13 protein-coding genes and 1 pseudogene are annotated in these 22362 nt (G+C 57.7%); 7 read left to right on the top strand and 7 right to left on the bottom strand.

Annotated elements, in window-relative coordinates; all coding sequences use genetic code 11:
• On the top strand, nucleotides 1-489 hold a 489-nt coding region (locus P0120_08980; protein MDF0674450.1), incomplete at its 5' end, for a TCP-1/cpn60 chaperonin family protein.
• 163 nt (nucleotides 490-652) lie between these two features.
• On the opposite strand, the gene P0120_08975 is transcribed toward P0120_08980, so the two are convergent.
• From P0120_08975 to P0120_08955, 5 genes and pseudogenes are all read right to left on the bottom strand, one after another.
• Nucleotides 653-3751, bottom strand: coding sequence for a multidrug efflux RND transporter permease subunit (locus tag P0120_08975; GenBank protein ID MDF0674449.1), 3099 nt, complete (start codon nucleotides 3749-3751; stop codon nucleotides 653-655).
• On the bottom strand, nucleotides 3748-6864 hold the full coding sequence (locus tag P0120_08970; protein MDF0674448.1) for a multidrug efflux RND transporter permease subunit: 3117 nt from the start codon (nucleotides 6862-6864) through the stop codon (nucleotides 3748-3750). The genes P0120_08975 and P0120_08970 overlap by 4 nt, the downstream gene beginning before the upstream one ends.
• Nucleotides 6861-8090 carry an MdtA/MuxA family multidrug efflux RND transporter periplasmic adaptor subunit gene (locus P0120_08965; GenBank protein MDF0674447.1) on the bottom strand — a complete coding sequence of 410 codons (1230 nt, stop codon included), beginning with the start codon at nucleotides 8088-8090 and terminating at the stop codon, nucleotides 6861-6863. Before P0120_08965 ends, P0120_08970 begins: the two co-directional genes overlap by 4 nt.
• 11 nt (nucleotides 8091-8101) lie before the next feature.
• A complete protein-coding gene (locus P0120_08960; protein ID MDF0674446.1) occupies nucleotides 8102-8374 on the bottom strand; it encodes a hypothetical protein in 273 nt (90 codons plus the stop codon).
• 346 nt (nucleotides 8375-8720) lie between these two features.
• Nucleotides 8721-9716: pseudogene (locus P0120_08955) on the bottom strand (transposase).
• 144 nt (nucleotides 9717-9860) lie between these two features.
• On the opposite strand from P0120_08955, the gene P0120_08950 reads away from it, so the two are divergent.
• The 6 genes from P0120_08950 to P0120_08925 all read left to right on the top strand — a co-directional run bounded on the left by P0120_08950 (nucleotide 9861) and on the right by P0120_08925 (nucleotide 20519).
• Entirely contained in the window at nucleotides 9861-10022 is a 162-nt protein-coding gene (locus P0120_08950) for a cadherin-like beta sandwich domain-containing protein (GenBank protein MDF0674445.1), read from the top strand.
• A gap of 434 nt (nucleotides 10023-10456) precedes the next feature.
• A complete protein-coding gene (locus P0120_08945; GenBank protein MDF0674444.1) occupies nucleotides 10457-11776 on the top strand; it encodes a cadherin-like beta sandwich domain-containing protein in 1320 nt (439 codons plus the stop codon).
• Nucleotides 11777-12016: 240 nt separating this feature from the next.
• Nucleotides 12017-13984, top strand: coding sequence for a cadherin-like beta sandwich domain-containing protein (locus P0120_08940; GenBank protein ID MDF0674443.1), 1968 nt, complete (start codon nucleotides 12017-12019; stop codon nucleotides 13982-13984).
• Between the two features lie 443 nt (nucleotides 13985-14427).
• Nucleotides 14428-16671: a cadherin-like beta sandwich domain-containing protein gene (locus P0120_08935; GenBank protein MDF0674442.1), complete on the top strand. Its 2244-nt coding sequence runs from the start codon at nucleotides 14428-14430 to the stop codon at nucleotides 16669-16671.
• A gap of 268 nt (nucleotides 16672-16939) precedes the next feature.
• Entirely contained in the window at nucleotides 16940-19174 is a 2235-nt protein-coding gene (locus tag P0120_08930; protein MDF0674441.1) for a cadherin-like beta sandwich domain-containing protein, read from the top strand.
• 328 nt (nucleotides 19175-19502) lie between these two features.
• Nucleotides 19503-20519, top strand: coding sequence for a cadherin-like beta sandwich domain-containing protein (locus P0120_08925; GenBank protein ID MDF0674440.1), 1017 nt, complete (start codon nucleotides 19503-19505; stop codon nucleotides 20517-20519).
• Between the two features lie 39 nt (nucleotides 20520-20558).
• Here P0120_08925 and P0120_08920 read toward each other — a convergent pair whose 3' ends face one another.
• Nucleotides 20559-21230, bottom strand: a complete 672-nt coding sequence (locus P0120_08920; GenBank protein MDF0674439.1) for a response regulator transcription factor — start codon at nucleotides 21228-21230, stop codon at nucleotides 20559-20561.
• A complete protein-coding gene (locus P0120_08915; protein ID MDF0674438.1) occupies nucleotides 21217-22323 on the bottom strand; it encodes a sensor histidine kinase in 1107 nt (368 codons plus the stop codon). The genes P0120_08920 and P0120_08915 overlap by 14 nt, the downstream gene beginning before the upstream one ends.
• Nucleotides 22324-22362 lie beyond the last annotated feature (39 nt).

Here is a 22362-nt window from a genome sequence, read left to right as displayed (position 1 = left end):
GAGACGGAGATGAAGGAGAAGAAGGCCCGGGTCGAGGACGCGCTGCATGCCACCAAGGCGGCAGTGGAAGAGGGGATCGTCCCCGGAGGCGGCGTGGCCTATCTCCGCTGCGTGAAGGCGCTCGATGGACTCAAGGATGTCCCACTGGAGCAGAAAGTCGGGCTCGACATCGTCCGGCGCGCGCTCGAAGAGCCGATCCGACAGATCGCCGCGAATGCCGGGGCGGAAGCATCGGTCATCGTCGGCAAGGTTCGGGAAGAGAAGAACGTCAATGGTGGGTACAACGCCGCCACGGACGAATATGTCGACATGATCAAGTCCGGCATCATCGATCCGACCAAGGTGTCGCGGACGGCGCTACAAAACGCCGCCAGCGTGGCGGGTTTGATGCTCACCACCGAGGTCATGATCACCGAACTCCCCGAGGAAAAGAAAGAACCGGCTATGCCGGGTGGCGGACACAGCCACGGCATGGAGGGAATGTACTAAACTCAGTGCTGAGTGCTGAGAATCTGGACATGCGAAGGGCTCGGTGGGAAACCATCGGGCCCTTTGTGTTTCCAGATCGATCATACCCCGGCAACACCGTCACCACACGTACCACAGGCTCACATCTTTCATTGCCGATATGTACGATCTGGACCGATCATGATTATTTGAGAAGTGGCCTGCTTTCCACTGTTCTTGAGAAGATTCGCAAGAAGCTCAGTCGCATTCGATCGAGATAGAGATAGACGACCGGCGTTGTATAGAGGGTAAGCAACTGACTGACGAGTAGGCCGCCCACGATTGCGATTCCGAGTGGCCGTCGCAACTCCGATCCCACACCCATTCCTATGGCCAATGGCAAGGCGCCGAACAAGGCCGCCATCGTCGTCATCATAATCGGCCTGAAACGCAGCAGGCAGGCCCGGTAGATCGCCTCCTCCGGCTGTTCGCCGTCCTTCCGCTCGACATCCAAGGCGAAATCGATCATCATAATGGCGTTTTTTTTCACGATTCCGATGAGCAGAATGATGCCGATGAGCGCAATCATGCTCAATTCCGTCTTGAACAGGAGCAGCGCGAGCAAGGCGCCGACGCCGGCGGACGGAAGCGTGGAGAGGATCGTCAGCGGATGGATATAGCTCTCGTACAAAATGCCCAACACAATGTAGACCGTCAGGAGCGCGGCAAGAACCAGCACTGGTTGATTCTCGACGGATGATTGGAACGCTCTGGCTGCTCCCTGAAAACTACCTTGAATACCGGCCGGCAGTCCAATCTCCCGCATCGACTTCTCAATGGCCTCCACCGCCTCGCCGAGCGAAATGCCGGGTGCCATGTTGAACGACAGCGTCACGCCGGGAAATTGTCCCTGATGGTTGACGAGCAGCAGCGTGTTCGTTGGTTCAAACCGCGTCACCGCGCTCAGCGGCACCTGTTCCCCCGTCTGAGACCGCACATAGATCTCCTGAAGCGTGGACGGGTTCTGCCAGTATGGCGGTGCCACTTCCATCACGACGTGATACTGGTTCAGCGTCGTATACAGGATGGAAACCTGGCGCTGGCCGAATGCATCGTACAATGTGTCATCGATGAGCTGAGGGCTGAGCCCGAGTCGAGAAGCGGTGCTCCGGTCGAACACGACCAGCGACTGCAGCCCCTTGTCTTGCTGATCGCTATTGACATCCACAATTTCGCTGAGCGTTCGAAGCCGGCGCTCTACTCTGGGCGCCCAGGTGTTCAGCTCGGCTAGGTCCACGCTTTGAAGGGTATATTGGTATTGCGCGCTGCTTACCCGACCGCCGATGCGCAGATCCTGAATCGCCTGCAGCACCGTCGGCGCGCCCGGCACCTGGGCCAGCTTGGGACGCAAACGCGCGATAACATGATCCACGCTGATCTGCCGCTCCTGAAGCGGTTTCAGCGTAATGTACATGCGGCCTGAGTTCGTGCTCCCGCTGCCGCCGCTGAATCCTGTCACCGTTTCTACCGCTGGATCGCTCTTGATGAGATCCACAACTTCGGTAAGCTTCTCACGCATGGCTTGGAACGAAATGTCTTGTGCCGCCTGAATGAACCCGAACATGCGACCGGTGTCCTGCTGCGGAAAAAATCCTTTGGGAATGACGGTGTAGAGATATACGCTCAAGGCCATGGTGGCCAGCGTGAACGCGAGCATTCCGCGCGGATGGCGGAGAACCCAGGAGAGACTCCTAGCGTATCCGGCGCGCATCCCTTCGAAAAACCCCGCGCTCAGGCGGTAGCACCAGCCGTGAGATTGTCCCTGGTCTGGCCTCAGCACCCTCGCGCACATCATGGGCGTCGTGGTGAGCGACAGGACGAGCGAAACGAGAATCGCCACCGAGAGTGTGACGGCAAATTCCCGGAACAGCCGACCCATCATCCCCCCCATGAAGAGGATGGGGACAAAGACGGCGACCAACGACAACGTCATCGACAGGACGGTAAACGTGATCTCCCGCGCACCACGCAGAGCGGCCTCCATGGGAGCCATGCCCTGCTCACGATAGCGGCTGATGTTTTCCAGGACGACGATCGCGTCGTCTACCACAAATCCTGTCGCGATCGTGAGCGCCATCAGTGAAAGGTTGTCGAGACTGTACCCGAGGAGGTACATCACCCCGAACGTGCTGATCAGCGAGACAGGGACCGCCACACAGGGAATGAGCGTGGCACGGACGTCCCTGAGAAACAGGAACACCACCAGGATCACGAGGAACACGGAGATCGCCAGCGTCCGTTCGACGTCATGCAGGGAGGCACGGATGGCCGGTGTGCGGTCGCCCATGACCGAGAGTGTCATCGTCCCGGGAATGGACGCTTCCAGCTGTGGAAGCATGGCCATCACCCGGTCGACAGTTTCGATAATATTCGCTCCGGGCTGCCGGCTGATAATGATAAGCACCGCCGGGGTCCCGTTCGCCACACCCATGGTTCGTAGATCCTCGACCGACTGCTCCACAGTCGCGATGTCCGAGAGTCGTACGGCTCTACCTTCGCGATAACTCACGATCAGCGGCAAATAATCTTCAGCCTCGTAGAGCTGGTCATTCGTCCGAATTTCCCATGTCCGCTTCCCATTGGAGAGCTGACCTTTCGGACGATTCACGTTCGTCTCGCTCAACATCCGACGGACGTCGCCCAGTCCGATCCCGTACTTGTGGAGCGACGTCGGGTTGAGATCGACGCGCACGGCGGGAAGCGAGCCTCCTCCCACATAGACCTGACCAACACCGTCGATCTGCGACAGGTTCTGCTGAAGGACACTGGAAGCAACATCGTACATCCGGCCGCGACTCACGATCTCCGAGGTCAAGGACAGGATGAGAATCGGCGCATCGGCTGGGTTGATCTTGCGATACATAGGCTGGCTCGGGAGGTTGGCCGGCAGATCGCTGCGCGCCGCCATGATCGCTGCCTGAACATCGCGCGCAGCCCCGTCGATATCGCGGCTCAGTTCGAACTGTAGAGTGATGTTCGAGGAGCCGAGCATGCTGGTGGAGGTCATCTCCGTTACGCCGGCGATACGCGTGAACTGGTGTTCAAGCGGTGCCGCGACCGAAGTCGCCATGGTTTCAGGGCTCGCGCCGGGCAGCCCGGCCGACACGTTGATCGTCGGAAACTCCACTTGCGGTAGAGCGGCAACAGGAAGGAACCGGAACGCCACGACGCCGATGAGGGTCACGCCGACGGTCAGCAAGGTCGTGGCCACCGGACGCCGGATGAATGGCGAAGAAATATTCATAGCGTGCCGGGAGTCACCGCTTCCGTCCTGAGTGTCGAAGACTGCCGCAAACGGAGACGGCGCGCCAGTCGGTCGAATGCGAGGTAGACGACCGGCGTGGTGTACAGCGTCAGAGCCTGACTCAGTACGAGCCCGCCGATGATGACGATTCCGAGCGGATGCCGCAGTTCGGATCCGACTCCGGAACCGATGGCCAGCGGCAGTGCTCCGAGCAGAGCGGCCATCGTCGTCATCATGATCGGCCGGAAGCGTAACAGGCAAGCCTCGTAGATCGCCTCTACCGGCGGTCGTCCTTCCTTGCGTTCCGCGCCGAGCGCAAAGTCGATCATCATGATCGCGTTCTTCTTCACGATCCCGATCAAGAGAATGATCCCGATCAGTGCGATCACACTGAATTCGGTTTGGAAGAGCATCAACGCCAGCAGTGCGCCGACCCCCGCCGATGGCAGCGTGGACAGAATCGTAAGCGGGTGAATGTAGCTCTCGTACAGAATCCCGAGTACGATGTAGACGGTGACGAGCGCTGCGAGTATCAGCCACGTTTCGTTCGCCAACGATGCTTGGAACGCCTGGGCGGTGCCTTGAAAACTCCCCCGGATGCTGGCCGGCAGCCCGATCACTTGCGTCGCTCGTTCGATCGCCGTCACGGCCTCACCGAGGGAGGTTCCCGGTCCCAGATTGAATGACAGGGTGACGGCGGGAAACTGCCCCTGACGGCTGATCGCCAGCGGGGTCGTCGTTTCGGAGAACTGGGTAAACACGTTCAGCGGAACCTGACCTCCGGTCCACGACCGGATGTCGAGAAACTGGAGAGCCTGCGGGCCGTTCTGGAATTCCGGCATCACTTCGAGCACGACGCGATACTGGTTCAGCTGAGTGAACATCGTGGAGACCTGTCGTTGCCCGAACGCGTCATATAGGGTGTCGACGATCAGTTGAGGTGTGATGCCGAGCCGCGAGGCGGTGCTGCGATCGATGACCAAGAGGGACGCGAGCCCCTTGTCCTGTTGGTCGCTGCCCACGTCGCGCAATTCGGGCAAGGCCTGCAGCGCCTCGACCAACGTGGGAGCCCATCGATTCAATTCCTCCGGATCCGCGTCTTCCAACGTATATTGATACTGGGTGCGGCTGACACGATCCTCGACGGTCAAATCCTGCATCGGCTGCAGGAACAAGGTAATGCCATCCACGTTCGCCACATGATCTTGCAGCCGAAAAATCACGTCCTGTACGCCGACCCGGCGTTCGGCCAAGGGTTTCAGATTGATCTGGATCCGTCCGCTGTTGAGCGTCGTGTTGATCCCATCCACGCCGATGAAGGAAGACAGGCTGGCCACGGCCGGATCGGCGAGGATGGCGCGGGCCAGTGCTTGCTGGCGTTCGGCCATGGCGGTGAACGAGATCGACTGGGCCGCTTCGGAAATGCCCAGGATCGCCCCCGTATCCTGCACGGGGAAGAAGCCCTTGGGCACGGCCACATACAGCACGATCGTGAACAGGAGCATCCCGACCGCCACTGCCAGCGTGGCGGACTGATGGTTCAGTGCCCATCGGAGCGTCCTGCCGTAGGCCGCGATGGTGCGGTCGAACACCCCTTGCGTCCGGCGGTAAAAGGCTCCCTGTTCCGCCGCACGGCGGTGGCGCAGCAGTCGGGCGCACATCATCGGTGTCACCGTGAGCGAGACGACGGCCGAAATCAGGATCGTGATACTCAGCGTGACGGAAAATTCTCTAAATAAGCGCCCCACCACGTCCCCCATGAATAGAAGCGGGATCAGCACCGCGATGAGCGAGATGGATAGCGAGAGAATCGTGAACGCGATCTGCTCCGATCCTTTGAGCGCGGCCTGAAACGGTGACTCACCCCGCTCAATGTATCGCGAGATGTTTTCGATCATGACGATTGCGTCGTCAACGACGAACCCGGTCGAAATCGTGAGGGCCATCAAGGTCAGGTTGTTGAGGCTGAACCCCATCAGGTACATCGCGCCGAAGGTGCCCACGAGCGACAATGGAACCGCCACGGCGGGAGTGGCCGTAGCCGACAGGGTGCGAAGAAAAAGAAAAATGACCATGATCACGAGGGCAACGGCGAGCATGAGCTCGAACTGCACGTCGCGGACGGATGCCCGGATGGAGGTGGTCCGGTCGGTCAGCATCGTGACCTGCACGGAGGACGGCAACGCGCTCTGGAGTTGCGGCAGGATCTGCTTGATTCGATCCACCACTTCAATGACATTGGCTCCCGGTTGCCGTTGGATATTGACGAGGATGGCCGGCGTCTCGTCCATCCAGGCCGCCAGCCTGACGTTTTCCACGTCGTCGACGACGTCGGCGACGTCGGATAAGTGGACGGGCGCGCCCTTGCGGTAGGCGACGATCAGCGGCCGGTACTCGCGGCTCGACAGCAACTGATCGGTCGCGTTGATGATGGAGGCTCTCCGCTGTCCATGGAATGCGCCTTTGGCCTGATTAACGTTGGCGGCGGCCACGGTCATGCGCAGATCTTCCAACGTCAGTCCGTAGGCCGACAGGGCTCGGGGATTCGCCCGGATACGCACGGCCGGCCGCTGGCCGCCGCTGATGCTGACGAGCCCCACGCCGGAGACCTGGGAAATTTTCTGCGCGAGCCTGGTTTCGGCCAGGTCCTGGACCTGAGGCAACGGCAACGTACTCGACGTCAAAGCCAGGGTCAGGATCGGCGCATCGGCCGGATTGACCTTGTTATAGACCGGCGGGTTCGGAAGATCGCGCGGGAGGAATGTGGAGGCGGCATTGATCGAAGCCTGTACCTGTTGCTCGGCCACATCCAAGCTCAGATCGAGGCCGAATTGCAGCGTCACCACTGAACAGCCGTTCGAACTCGTTGAGGTCATCTGATTCAGACCAGGCATCTGCCCGAACTGTCGTTCGAGCGGCGCGGTCACAGACGATGCCATGACGTCCGGACTGGCGCCTGGATAAAAGGTCAAGACCTGTATCGTGGGGTAATCAATCTGGGGAAGGGCCGAGACCGACAACTGACGATAGGCCAGCACTCCGGCCAGGAGGATGGCAACCATCGATAAGGCGGTCGCCACAGGCCGCATGATGAAGAGCCGGGACGGATTCACGATCTGGCGCCTTGCTGCGGCATCTCGGATCCGGATGGAAGCGCATCAAGACCTTTGACTGGCTGGTCGTTCTGGTTCCGCACTTCGACCTTGCTGCCTTCGCGGAGTTTCTCAGTGCCGTCCACCACAACCAATTCATCGGGCGAGAGACCGGAGGTAATCGATGTGTCCTCGCCTTGAGATGCACCGACCGCAACGGTCCGTACGGCCACTGTCCAGTCGTTATTCACAATATAGACAAAGGTGCCTCTTGCTCCCCGTTGAACGGCGACGGATGGCACGATCGTGACGCCATGTTTCACTTCCAACAACAGGCGGGCGTTGACGAACTGATTCGGGAACAAAGCGCCGTCCTCGTTCGGAAACACCGCCTTGAGTCGCACGGTGCCGGTGTTCGGATCGATCTGATTGTCGACCGTCAGGAGCACGCCGGTGGCCAGTTTCTTCTTCTGCTCCCGATCGAACGCGTCGACGGTCAGTCGTTCGCCCATTTTGAGTCGTTCCAAAACTCCCGGCAAATTATCCTCCGGAATGGCAAAGACGACCCCAATCGGCATGAGTTGTGTGATGACCAGCAGACCATTGTTGTCGTTTGCGTGGACCATGTTGCCGGGGTCCACCAGACGCAAACCCACCCGCCCGCTGATGGACGCTGTGATGTGGCTATAGCCCAGTTGCAATTTGGCATTGTCGATCTGGCTTTGGTCGGCCTTCACGATCCCTTCCAGCTGACGCACCATGGCATCCTGAGTATCCAGTTGTTGCTTGGGAACGTATCCCTGTTCATACAACCCCTTGTACCGCTGCCAGTCCAGCCGCGCATTGGTCAATTGCGCCAGATCGCGAGCCATCTGTCCCTCAGCCTGGAGCAATTGTACTTCGAACGGTCGCGGGTCGATCTCCGCCAAGAGGTCGCCCTTCCGAACGAGCTGCCCTTCTTGAAACAACACCCTCATGAGTTGTCCATCGACCCGGCTCTTCACATTGACGGTATTCAACGGCACAACCGATCCGAGTCCGTTGAGATAGATACCGATGTCGCCTGTTTTTGCCGTCGCCACCACCACCGGAAATGGGCGTGCGCCTCCCGATGCCTGACCGGCGCGTGACGGATTCTCGCCTGACTTCGCCAGGAGTGCATACCCTCCCAGGGCAAGGAGACAGGCCGCGGACAGCCCTAACACCCAACGTTTCAGTGTAGTTGCAAAGCGAATCGGTTCAGACATGCCGCTGCCTACTAGGGCTGTGCACCCTTTTTGTGAATTTCCAGATAGCCACGGGAAAGTTGCCACCGCTGTTGCAGTCCCGCATACATCTCATCCAGTTCCGACTGCTGCTCCGGGGACAGCTTCTCCTTTATGTCCGCCAGTCCCTCGCTCAAGATCTGTTCAATTTCCCCTTGATGCGAAAAGCGCAGCTCGAGAATTGCGACATGAGCGCGACTGACGATCGGCTCGATCTCCAGTTGCTGTCGGGTCGTGAGCGACAGTCCCTGCGTGAGACGTTTCATGATCCGCTCGTGCTGGGCAGCCGGGCCCCTCTCTCCCCGATGCACCCGTTCGGCGTCTCCGTATAGGGAGGTTCAACAGGCACATTCCCGAAATTGCAGGCACCTCTCAGATCGATAATGCGGCTCATGATACCACCCCACGTCTGAATCGAACCACCGAGGAGCCTGTCCGACATTGACCTGAGCGCCGGCTGATCGTTCCAGGTGAGCCCGTATTCGCGGACCCACAGACGGATGCGCCTACGATCTTCGACTACCCGTAGACGTTCCGCTCCGCCTTCCGGCTTCTGCCCACTGCCCGTAGCCCCTCGCCGGGGCGTCGCCGTTGCCGACAGAGGGCGGTCCAGAGCTTACGCACATTGGGGGTCGGACAGATCAGCGCCCATTCCCCACGCACCTGCCGCATCCCGCGTAACAAGAACTGCCGATAGCCCCGGCCCTGCGTGATCTGACCGAAGACCGGCTCGCCAATCGCTTTGCGCTGAGCATAGCATCGTCGCCCGCGCGTCGTGCGGAGCGTGCGGCGCATCCGATCGGCGACCGACAAGCCCGCGGGCGGTCGTCCACGGGAAGCTCTCAGCACCACCGGGCTATGGAGTTGGCGATCCGGCGGGATGAGCGGCGTACAGCCCAGCGCCGTGAGGGCCATGACGTTCGCCTCGCTGCAAGAGCCCGCGTCCATCGTCACGATCCGGGGGACCTGCTCGGTATTCACCAGCACCTGCTCCAGCACGGCCTTGGCGGCCCGAATGGTCTGGAGCCGCTGCTCGCGGCGCGCAAGTTCGGCGGGCCGTTCATCGCCCCGCCGGTCGGGGCCATACGCCGCATCGTCCTGAGCATCGGTGGCTTCCGCCTGCGTCAACAGCCGTTCGACTTCCGCCGTGAGCCGCGCGGCTTCCGTCACCATCCGACCATAACGCATGGCCTTGTTCGAGGCATTGGCCTTGACCTTCGTCCCATCCAGCGCGATGTGCCTCAGCTTCACCAAGCCCGCCCGCTGGCAGAGCTTCAGGACCTGCACAAACCGATCAGCCAATGCTGTCAGATGCGGCTTCCGAACGTCACTGAGGGGCCGGAAATCCGGCCGCTGATTGGCCGCCAGCACCCGAAACGCCACATCCTCTTCCAGTTCCCGCGCAATCTGCCGCGAGGCCGGAATCCCCACGGCATAGGCATACCGCAATACCGTGACCAGCAGCTGGGGATGATACGGCACCGTGCCACGCGTTACGCCGCCATAGGTGGCGAGGATGGGCGTGAGATTCAGTTCCTCCACCAGATCCGTCACGAAGTACGCCAGGTGGTCCTCCGGCAACCACTCGCGCGGTGACGGCGGCAACAGTCACAAGTCATCAGGATCGTAGGGGCGAAAGGTTCGAGTGGTCATCACGTAGCCGCCTCACTCGGCACTCCGTCGATGACCGAATCCACGGCTGCACACAAGTGGGGGGTCAATGTCGGCCAGGCTCCTAGAAGGAGGTATACGGTGAACGTGGAGCACAACGTGACGAGCGTCACCGTCACCGCGACCCTTCAGGACACAAATGCCAGCATGGAGGTCAATGGACAGGAAACCAGCTCAGGCCAGGCGCGTGAAATCTTTCTTGGAGATGAGGGGGTCGAGCACCAACATTATCATTCGCGTTAACCCGCCGAATGGAAACGCCAAGACCTACCGCATAACCGTTAACCGCGCATCCAAGGGAGATAACGGAAACAATGATGGAGACGGAACCAGCGATGACAATTGAAATAGAGGGCAGAATGGAGACCATGAATATAAAGAAGATGACGACTAACGCAAATGGGGCTCTTTAGTTATCAGACCGGGTGATGACGAGATTCTTTCCATGTAATTCCAACCCTCGCTCGTATCTCGATCACGACGTACCCATTCATCTCGTTCAGATTCGAACCGGGACCACCCGGAGAGCGGTCACACTATCCAGCATCTGGTCGCCCTCGCACTAGCAGAGGTAGACCGGACCGATTATCCTCCTGTAATATCGGCATCCATGGGTGCGGTTCAAAAAAATGAACAGTTCCCCACTCACAACATCGAATGAACACGACCGGCTTTACATGAGACGGAATCATATCTACCCTGGACAACGGTTCGTCGCCGTCCTTATCTCCGCAATCGGCTTGAGCGCTTATGGCTGCAAAGACTCCGCGTCGATCTCGGATGAAGTTCAGGTACCGCTTTCCAGCCTGGCGGTCACTCCCGGCGACCTCCAGCCGGCGTTTTCCAGCAATACTACCGACTATACGGTCGATGCGCCGACATCGGCGACCGCCGTCACCGTGACAGCCGCCCCTAAGGACAGCACGACAACCATGACAATCAATGGGACCCCAACCTCTGTCGGGCAGGGGAGGTCCGTGCCGTTAGGCGCACCGGGAACAACCACAACCGTCTCCATCGTCTTAACGTCACAGACGGGCCAGGAAAGCACCTATACGGTCACCGTCACGAGACTCTTATCGAGCGACAACAATCTGTCGGCGTTGACGGTGGAGCCAGGCTCCCTTGCCCCCGCATTCGCTGCCGGCACACTGAGCTACACGGTGAATGTTGCAACCGACGTCGCCAGCGTGACTGCCTCCGCCACCAAATCCGATCCGAATGCCGTGATGTCTGGTTCGCTGACTGCTGGGGCTGGAATCGCAACCGGACAAGCCACCATTCCGCTCGGTGGGCCGGGAACAGCCACCCCTGTGTCAATCGAAGTAACCGCACCAAATGGCAACAAAAAAACCTACCACATCACTGTGAACCGCCTCTCAGGCGACAATAATCTGTCAGCCTTGACCGTGACGCCGGGATCTTTGACTCCTGCTTTTGTTGACCCGAATCACCTAACCTACGCCGTGGACGTAGCGACCGAGGTCACGGAGGTGACGGTCTCCGCAACCAAGTCAGACCCGAATGCGGTCCTGTCCGGTTCGATCGCTGATCCCGGGGTAGGGCAAGCCACCGGTCAAGCGACCATTCCACTCGGTGGGCCAGGGACGTCGACACCTGTGATCATCACCGTCACTGCCCCGAATGGAAACAGTAAGACCTACACCCTCACGGTCAACCGAGCGGCGCCCTCGAGTGACAACAATCTGTCGGCCTTGACGGTGACGGGAGGCTCCTTGGTTCCTGATTTTGCTCCAAGCACGACAGCCTACACGGTGGGCGTTCCACCCAGTGTCGCCAGCGCGACGGTCTCCGCGACCAAGTCTGATTCAGATGCAGTGTTGTCCGGTGACGTCACGGCTGGGACAGGGGTCGCAACAGGCCAAGCAACGTTTCTACTCGTACCATTGATACCAAGAACGGTGTCGATCATCGTCACGGCACCGAATGGAGCCTCAAAGCCATACACCATTACCATCACCCGAGCACTCTTATAGTACGCTTCACGCCTCTAGCAGGCTGCGGAAAAACTTGGTTAACGCCCACAATATGACTTTGAATTGTCCATATGGTGATCACGTCAGAATACCTTCAGGATGCTCAAAAAGGCTGTCCAGCAAGGCCGCAGCGAGCGAAGAGGCGAGGCGTACGCTTCGGTACGTTGAGCCTCTGAACGATGCGAGAACGCCGCTGGCGGACTGTTTCAGCATCCTGCTAGAGAAAGAGACTAATACCCCATGACCATGCATACTGTGACCGTCGTGAGACAGTATCTAACCGCCGTCTTGCTTATCGTGATCGGCTTGATAGCCGCTGGCTGTGGGGACTCGGCGACCGTAAATCCAGTGGTCGAACTCGCCAGCTTGACGGTCACTACCGGAACCACTACCGCAACACTCCAACCGGCCTTTACCGGCGGCACCACTGAATACAATGTCAACCTCACCAGCGACGTCACGAGTGTGAGGGTCACCGCACAACCGGCCGTAGCGGGCGATACGGTCACGATCAATGGCCAGGCCACGACAAGCAGCGTTATTCCCCTGGGCGCGGCAGGCACGACGACGCCGGTGAGCATCGTCGTGTCGGAATCGGACACGAATTCGAGGACCTACACAGTCCTTCTGGTGAGAGCCGGCCCAAATGGGAACAACTCGTTACAGAACTTAACCGTTTCGCCGGGCACCCCGCCCATCGCATTCAATGAGAACACACTCAACTACACAGTCGATGTTGCCAGCACCGTCGGAAGCGTCGAGGTAACGCCGACCCTTCAGGATCTTGCCGCGACAATAGCGGTGAATGGGCAGGCCGCAACCTCCGGGCAGGCCCGGCCAATCACCCTCAATCCCGCCGGTCAGAACACTCTCATTACGATCGAAGTGACAGCCCAGGACGGAACTAAGAAAAGCTACACGATTCTCGTGAATCGTGGCGGGTTATCGAGCATTAACACCTTGCAGAGCTTAACTGTTTCATCGGGAACTGGAACTACAAACCTGATCTCGTTCAGCCCTACCACAACCAGTTACCCGGTGAACGTCGCAAGCACCATAACAAGCGTGACGGTGAGGCCGGAGCTGCCACCGAATTCCAATGCGAGCATGAGCCTAATAGTGAACAGCGGGCAGCCATCCAACATTAACTCCGGAGAGGCTCGCCTCATTGCGTTGGGCCAACCGGACTCGAACACCATTATCAATATAATAGTCACCGCACAGAACGGGAATCGGAATATCTATGTCGTAGTTGTCGATAGGGCTCCGTCAAACGACAACAACCTGTCGGCATTGATAGTGAGGTCAGGCAACGCGATTCAAACCTTGTCTCCACCCTTTGCTCGGAATGCCACGACCTATAGGGTGGACGTTGCATCCAACGTCACCAGCGTGACGGTTTCAGCAACCAAGTCGGACCGGAATGCCGGCATGACCATTGGTAGCGTAACGGTTCCGGCTGGGACCGCAACGGGGCAAGCACACGTTACACTGGGCGAGCAAGGATCAGAAACACCTGTGTCGATCACAGTCACACCCCAGATTGGAAGCCCAAAGACATACAACATCATCGTAAGGAGGCTCTCGAGCAACAACAACCTGTCAGCCTTGACCGTGACGACAGGCACCGTGGCTCAAAATTTGTCTCCGACCTTCGCTCCGAACATTACCGCCTACATGGTGAACGTGGCGACCGGCGTCACCGAGGTGACCGTGTCAGCTACCAAGGCCGATCCGATTGCAACGATGACCGGCTCAGTGACTGCCGGAGCAGGGCTTGCAACGGGACAGGCGACCATTTCGCTGAATGGAGCAGGGACACCCACATCAGTGTCCATCACCGTAACGGCCCAAGATGGAACCCCGCAAATATATTCCATCACCGTAAACCGCGCAGCATCGGATGACAATAATCTGTCGGCCTTGACGGTGGAAGGCTCCTTGGTTCCTGGCTTTGCTCCAAGCACGACAGTCTACACGGTGGGCGTTCCAGCCAATGTCGCGAGCGTGACGGTCTCCGCGACCAAGTCTGACTCGAATGCGATCCTGTCCGGGTCGATTGCTGATCCCGGGGCTGGACAAGCGACCGGTCAAGCGACCATTCCGCTCGGTGGGCCGGGGACGGCCACACCGGTGACGATCACCGTCACGGCACCGAATGGAGTCACAAAGTTCTACACCATTACCATCATCCAAGCACTCTTGTAGAAACGATATCGCTATCGCATTTAAGGAGTCCAACAGATCAGAGAAGACGCCCGTTTGGCATCGCCACAAGAACAGATCTGCGAAGCGTCGCGCGACCAGTCTGATTCCGTATCAGCTTCTCTCGAGGAGAAGACAACGAAGTACCAGCAGGATCGGTTATAACTTTATCCTCTCAGCTCTACCGTCGGTCTTGAACCAGCTCAACTTGCTCATGCCGGCTCCCTACCTCTCGAACAGGAGCCTCGACCTCACCAGGAAGATCGGCCCTAGGCATACTCACTAATAAGCTCTATGCCTAATAGGGCTGCTCGCCATTCGCCCTTATACCTAAGTAGGTATGGACCAATCTTTAGGCCTCCCGTAATATCCGCTATCTTAACTTAGGTTAGCTATTAATTAAGAACACGATCCTTATCGCCTCTAAAGAAAGAGGTCAAGTCACCATGATGCGTACCATCCACGTCGTGAAACAGCATCTCGCTACCGCCTTTTTCGTCGCGATCGGCTTGATGGCCTCTGGATGCGGGGACGTAGCGACCGTCACCCCTGAGGTGGAACTTGCCGGCTTGACGGTCGGGCTCACGAGTGGCCCGGCAACACTCCAACCGGCTTTTAGCCCTGCAACGACAAACTACACCGTTAGTCTATCCAGCGACATCCAGAGCGTGACTGTGACAGCTCTACCGGCTGTATCCGGTGACAGCGTGACGATCAATGGACAAGCCACGACGAACAGCGTCATTCCCTTAAACGAAGCCGGAAAAACCACGGTCATTAATGTCATCGTGTCGGAATCGACCGCCAAGTCGAGAACTTATACGGTCGTGATCAACAGGGCAGGCTTAACAGGCGACAATTCGTTACAGAATTTGACCCTGTCGCCGGGGACCCTGCCTCCCCCTGGATTCAATCGCAACACGTTGAACTATTCGGTCGATGTTGCCAACAACGTCGAAAGCGTCAGTGTCACCCCTACTCTGTCGGATTCTGCTGCGAAGATGACTGTGAATGGGCAAGCGGCTCCCTCTGGGCAGCCTCGCACAATCACCCTCGGTCCTGCAGGTCAAACCACCAATGTCACGATCGTGGTTACGGCCCAGAACGGAAATCCAAAAACATACCTCGTTACGGTGAGTCGCGGAGTGTCCAGTAATAACAACTTGCAGAGCTTGACCCTATCACCGGGAACGTTAAACTTCAGGCCTAATATCACTAGTTACACCGTGAATGTGGCAAGCAATGCGACCAGTGTTGTAGTCACGCCGAGACTACAAGATGCCACCGCCAGCATGACCGTGAATGGGCAATCCACCAACTCCAGCCAGGCCCGAACCATTCCATTGGGCGCACCGGGTTCGAATACCATTATCAACATTGTTGTAATCGCACAGAACGGCACCCAGAGAATCTACTCCGTCAACGTCATTCGTGCCGCACTTGGCGGGAACAATAATCTCTCGGCGTTGACCGTATCGCCCGGCACCCTAACGCCCGCCTTCAGCGCTGGGACAGAGGACTATACCGTTCACGTGGGAAGTACCGTGACCAGCGTCAGGGTCACGCCTCGTGTGCAAGATACCGCGGCGACCACGACTGTGAATGGGCAAGGCACCAACTCCGGTCAAGCACGAACCATAACGTTGAATGGAGCAGGATCGAATACCTTAGTCAATATCGCTGTGACCGCCCCGAATGGCAGCCAGAAAACATACTCTGTCAACGTCATTCGTGCGGCCCTTGGCGGGAATAACAATCTGCGGAGTTTGACCGTGTCGCCAGGCATCCTGGCTCCCGCATTCAGGGCGAATCGGACCGGCTACTCGGTGAGCATCGGTAGTAACATCGACAATCTCACCGTGACCGCTACCTTGGAGGATGCAGGGGCAACCGTGATGATTAATGGTCAAGGAGCCGGCTCGGGTCAGTCACGCCCAATTCCATTAGAGCCGCCCGGCTCAACTACGGAAATTGCCATTATAGTGGTCGCTCCGAATGGAAACCCTAGGACATACCAAATCGACGTCAACCGCGAGGCGCTCGGGGGCAACAATAATCTGTCAGCGTTGACCGTGTCGCCAGGCACCTTGGCCCCCGCCTTTAATGCAAACACCACGGGATATACGGTGAACGTCGGGAGCGCCGTTACCAGCATTAATGTCTCTGCAACCAAAGTCGACTCGAATGCCGTGATGTCCGGTTCGGTGACCGCCGGGACAGGTGTCGCAACAGGCCAAGCCGCTATTCCGCTGAATGGAGCAGGGACAAGCACACTCGTGTCAGTTACCGTGACTGCTCCGAATGGTAGTTCCAAGACATACAGCATCAACGTCAACCGAGCGGCGCCAACGGCACCACCGGCGCCGGCAAGCGCACCGGATCTGACGCCGGAGAGTGACTCCGGGTTCCTCCCCGGCCAGGATGCCGACAATATCACCAACGACTTGACGCCGAGCTTCACAGTGGCCCCGCCTGCAGCGGGAGAAACTCCGAGCCTTTACATAGATGGGGTTAAAGTCAAAGAAGGGTTCGATCAGGGAGCCAACACCCTCACGCCGATGAACCCGCTTCCTGGCGGTGAATACGATATTACTGTTACCAGCACGGTGACCAATGCAGCCGGCCTTGAGTCTCTCCATAGCCCGTCCTTGAGCGTGCATATTGACAACGTAGCCCCGGGATTCCAGTAGGCCCGGGACCATGCCGATGTGAGCAATACCGCCAGGGGGATCGCCCGATTCTCCTCGTGCCATTCACATCCTCATGGCTCGTGATCCGGTCTGTTGCCTCTTGCCCCGACCAGCACAATCACTGATACGTTCAGCGTACTTTGCCTTACCTAAGTAGGTCTGGACCAATCTCAAACCCTCTCATACCATCCGAATCTGTCATCTGACCTTTTCAGGGATCGAGAGACGCATCACTTCACGCATTTCGAGAAAGTGGAGCAACACGACCATGAGGGGTACTCTGACCTTTGCAGGACAACGCTTAACCGCTGCTCTTATCATCGCGATCAGCTTCAGCGCCTCAGGCTGTATGGACTCGGCAACCGTGAACCCAGTGGCCGAACTCGCCAGCCTGACGGTCACCCCCGGAACACTCCAACCGGCCTTTACCGGCGGAACAACTCAATACACCGTCGATCTCACCCGCGAGGTCACAAGTGTGAGGATCACGGCGCAACCTGCCGTGGCGGGTGATACCGTCACGATCAATGGCCAGGCCACGACGAGCAGCACCATTGCCCTTGGTCCGGAAGGGTCGACCACTTCCGTAAGTATCGTCGTGTCGGAATCAAGCAACAATTCCCGTACCTATATCGTGCTTCTCAAGAGAGCGAGTTTATCCGGGAACAATTCGTTGGCGAGCTTGGCCGTGTCGCCCGGCACCCTGGCTCCCGCATTCAACGCGAACAGACTGAACTACAGCGTCGATGTCGCTAACAATATCGGAAGTGTCGATATAACCCTCACACTCCAGAATCTCGCTGCGACGATGAGCATAAGTGTCAACAACGGACCACCCACCAACATCAACTCCGGGGAGACACGAACCATACCGTTGGGGGGAACGGGTTCAAGCACCCTTATCGATATAGCGGTGACCGCTCAGAACGGCAATCAGAAAACCTACCGCGTAACAGTAAATCGCGGAGGATCAGGCAATAACTTCTTGCAGAGCCTGGCGATTTCACCAGGCACGTTGGTCCCGGATTTCAGCCCCGGCATAGAAGGCTATACAGTGAATTTGCCGAGCATTTTACCGGGCAACCCGACCAGCATGACGGTAACGCCAACGTTGCAAGATCTCACCGCGAGGATGAGCATAAGCGTCAACAACGGACCACCCACCAACATCAATTCCGGGGAGACCCGAAGCACTCCGTTGCCCACCCCTGGTTCAACCACCTTTATTGCTATAGTGGTAGCCGCGCAGAACGGCACCACGAAAACCTACTCCATCAACGTCATTCGTGTCGCACTTAACGGGAACAATTTTCTGTCGGCGTTGACCATTTCACCAGGCACGTTAGCCCCCTTCTTTAGCGCTGGCATAGAAGCCTACACAGTAGATGTGGCGAGCAGCGTGTCCAGGATTACTGTGACACCGACGCTGCAGGATGCCACGGCAAGCATGACCGTGAATGGAACTCCCACCAACTCCGAACAAGCTCGAACCATTTCATTGGGCGGACCTGGCTCGAACACCGTTATCAATATCGTGGTGACCGCGCAGAACGGCACCCCGAAAACCTACTCTATCAACGTCACTCGTGCCGCACTCAGCGGGAACAACAATCTGTCGGCGTTAACCGTGACACCCGGCGCCTTGTCACCTGCTTTTTCATCGAACACCTTGTCTTACACGGTAGGAGTGGCGAGCGACGTGACCAGCGTCACAGTAACCGCGACACTTTCGGATACAAATGCAAGCATGATGATCAATGGACAGGGAACAAGTTCAGGTCAGGCACGCACCATTTCGCTGGGAGCTGACGGATCAAGTACGGCAATAGAAATCATCGTGACGCCTCCAAATGGCAACTCCAAGACCTACACTGTTACCGTAAACCGAGCGGCGCTCTCCGGTGACAACAATTTGTCGGCCTTGACAGTGACACCAGGCGCCTTATCACCTGCCTTTGCTGCTTCGGCGCAGGCCTATACGGTAGGAGTAGCGAGTGACGTCACCAGCGTCACAGTAACCGCCACACTTTCGGATACAAATGCGAGCATGACGATCAATGGACAGGGAACCAGCTCAGGCCAGGCACGTGACATCGGCCTGGGAGCTCCTGGACCGACCTCAATTCAGATTGTTGTGATTGCCCCCAATGGAATCTCCAAGACCTACACCGTCACGGTGAATCGCGCGGCGCCGGCAAGCGACAACAATCTGTCGGGCGTGACGGTGACACCAGGCTCCTTGGTTCCCACCTTTGCATCAAGCACGACGAGCTACACGGTGGACGTGGCGACCGATGTCACAGAAGTGACCGTCACTGCTACGAAGTCCGATCCGAATGCTGTCCTGTCTGGAGCGATCACTGATCCAGGGGCGGGGCAAGCGACCGGTCAAGCGAACATTCCGCTCGGTGGGGCGGGGACAACCACTCCTGTGACGATCACCGTGACTGCCCCGAATGGAAACAGCAAGGCCTACACCATCACGGTGAATCGCGCACCGTAAACCAACGCCAGCGGACTCTATTCGACCATATCCATACCGACTGTTCCACTATGGCGAAGCCCTTCTGTCGCCAGGCCGAACCGCGAAATACAAGCTTGGTACTGAAAAGCCCGGCATCGAACCACTCGGATCGTACACACATCGGGTCACTACCTCTCGATTAGAAATCGATTAGAAGTCTTGACCTCATCAGTAGGATTGGCTATATTCGAAAATCCTGCTCAGTGCTTGCAGAGTTTGGGACCCTCTCGTAGCCTCGACATCTACCGTTTGGGTTCACCGCAGCAATCTATCGTTCCATGCACCAAAAGAAGTGACCGGTATTACTATGACGCGCATGTTCACCATCACCGGACAATATTTCGCCCTTATCATTCTTGCCATCATGGGTTTGCTTTCCTCTGGTTGCGGTGATTCCGCGTCGGTCTCGCAAGGGCCAGATGTGCCTCTCGCCAACTTGACGATCAGTCCTGGGGCGCTTCAGCCGCCTTTTTCGAGCAACACCGTCACGTATGGAGCCAATGTGTCACCGGCAGTCGGCGCTGTTACGGTGACGGCCACCCCTCAAGACAGCACGGCGACGGTCACGATCGCTGGAACAGCGACTCAAAGTCTTACGGTTACACTCGGAGCGCCAGGATCGAGCAAAGATATCACGATCATAGTGACGTCGACGAACGGAAGTCAGAGTACCTATACCATCACGGTCCACAGAGCAGCCTTATCAGGGAACACCGCCTTATCGGCACTGACTGTGACACCCGGCACCTTGGCTCCCGCCTTTACTCCAAGCACCATGAACTACACGGTGGACGTGGCGATGGATGTCGCGAGCGTGACGGTCTCCGCGACCAAGGACGATCCAAGTGCCGTCTTGTCCGGCTCCATCCCCAATCCCGGGCCGGGACAAGCAACAGGGCAGGCGACCATTCAGCTGGGTGCGCAGGGGTCAGCCACACCTGTGTCGATCATCGTCATTGCACCGAACGGCAACTCCGATACATACCGTATCATTGTGAACCGAGCTGCGCCGTCAAGTAACAACAAACTATCGGCCTTGACCGTGTCCGCCGGCACCTTGGTTCCGGCGTTTTCCCCTGATACGGAAAACTATACGGTGGGTGTGGCAGCTGCCAACGGATCCGTGACTATTTCTGCGACCAAGTCCGATCCGAATGCCGTGATGGCGCTGGGTTCGGTGATCGTCGGGGCGGGGACGCCGACAGGTCAAACGTCCATCCAATTGGGCCCTGGGGCAAGCCTACCAGTGAACATTATCGTGACGGCGCAGGATCAAATAAGCATAAAGCAGTATACTGTTACCGTGAGCCGACCGTTATCGTGAACCTCTTCGAATGCGAATCCCCTTGCCGGACAGAAATTCCTACCGTTTTGGATCCAGCTCGATCAAGCCCTTCCGGATGGCGAGGATGGCGGCTTGCGTGCGATCGTAGACTTGCAGCTTGTGGAAGATATTCCGGACGTGATTCTTCACCGTCTTTTCGCTCAAATCAAGGTTGTTGGCGATCTCTTTGTTGGTTTTTCCGTCGGCGACCAATCGTAGCACCGTAATCTCTCGATCCGTCAAATCATGCTCGGCCCAGGCCGACTTCTTGCCTTTCTTTTGGGCCATCAATGAGAATTCCGCCAAGATTTTACTGGCCACGGACGGATGGATCAGCGATTCGCCTCGATAGATGGCACGAATGGCCGCAACGATCTGGGACGATTCAGAGTCTTTCAAAAGATATCCGGTCGCTCCCGCGCGGACCAGATCGAAGATGTACTGTTGTTCTTCGTACATGGTCAACGCGACGATGCCGATGTGTGGAAACTCGCGCTTGATTTGTCTCGTCGCCTCGACGCCGCCCATCCGCGGCATGCTGACATCCATGAGAATCACATCGGGGAGCAGCGTACGCGCTTTTTCCACCGCTTCCATCCCGTCTTGCGCTTCGCCGATGACCTGAATGTCTTCCTTGGTCTTGAGAATGGCGGCCAAGCCTTCCCGAACCACCCGATGATCGTCGGCGATCAGAACCTTAATTTTTTCCATTCCCTGGCTCCTCCTTGTGACCCAGCGGCACCTCGACGATGATTTTCGTGCCTTTCCCCGGTTTGGACTGGACGCGCCCTTCGCCACCCACCAAGCGAGCTCGTTCCAAGATCCCCTTGATGCCAAAATGATCCCACTTTTCGGGGTCACGCAGAACGGTTTCCAGATCGAACCCGATGCCATTGTCGGAAATCGTTACGCGCAACAGATCCATCTCGATGTCCAGGTTGATTGAGACTCGGTCGGCCTTGGCGTGTTTTTCGACGTTGCTCAAGGCTTCCTGAATGATTCGAAAAAGAAAGATCTTCGTCCGTGGAAAGAGAATCTGCTCATCCCCCGTGACCGAAAACTTCGTGGCGATGTGGGTCTGGGTCTGATACGACTTGAAATAATTCGTGAGGGCTGGAATCAATTCCATCTTGTCGTAGTGCAAGGGGCGCAGATTGAAGATGACTTGGCGGGCTTCCTGTATGGCCAGCTTCAGTTGGGCCTTACTCTCCTTGAGGGTCGCCAAACTGGCTCGCGGGTTCTTCCGAAGAAGTTGCTGGCAAAGATCCAGCTTGAAGTTCACCCCCGCTAAGCTCTGCACGAGTCCGTCGTGGATCTCGCAAGCGATTCTGGTTCGTTCTTCCGTCACTGCAGCTCCGGTTTCTTTGACGTACAATCGATAGAGCGATTGGTACTTGTTCAGTGCCTTTTCAATCTCCCCGGTCGCGCGAATGCGGGCTTCGATGAGTTCCCACATGAATTTCGCGCTGGCACCGCCGATGATGGTGACACCCATACGATGAAAATCTTGGAGAAACTTCCGGACTTCTCCATCACCCGATACATCGATGATCAGATCGACAGGTTCCATCGTCAGCAGCTGTCGATAGTTGCGCGTAATCGGGATGTTGAGCTGTTTGGCCAATCCTAATCCCGGCGCTTCCGGATCACGTTCGGCAACACCGACGATCTGCACCAGTGGATCAATTGCAAAAATCTCCATGAGCGCGGTGCCCCCGCGGCCGGCCCCGATAATTGCGACGCTCGTCGCTCCGGACGTCGGCGTGTTCCGCCTGGCACGCTGCTGGGGAACCGTCTTATTCATGGATTCCACACCTCCTACACAGCTCATCGGGGTCAACAA

Source organism: Nitrospira sp. (genome assembly GCA_029194675.1).
Taxonomy (GTDB): Bacteria; Nitrospirota; Nitrospiria; order Nitrospirales; family Nitrospiraceae; genus Nitrospira_D.
This window is presented reverse-complemented; position numbering and strand designations above follow the sequence as displayed.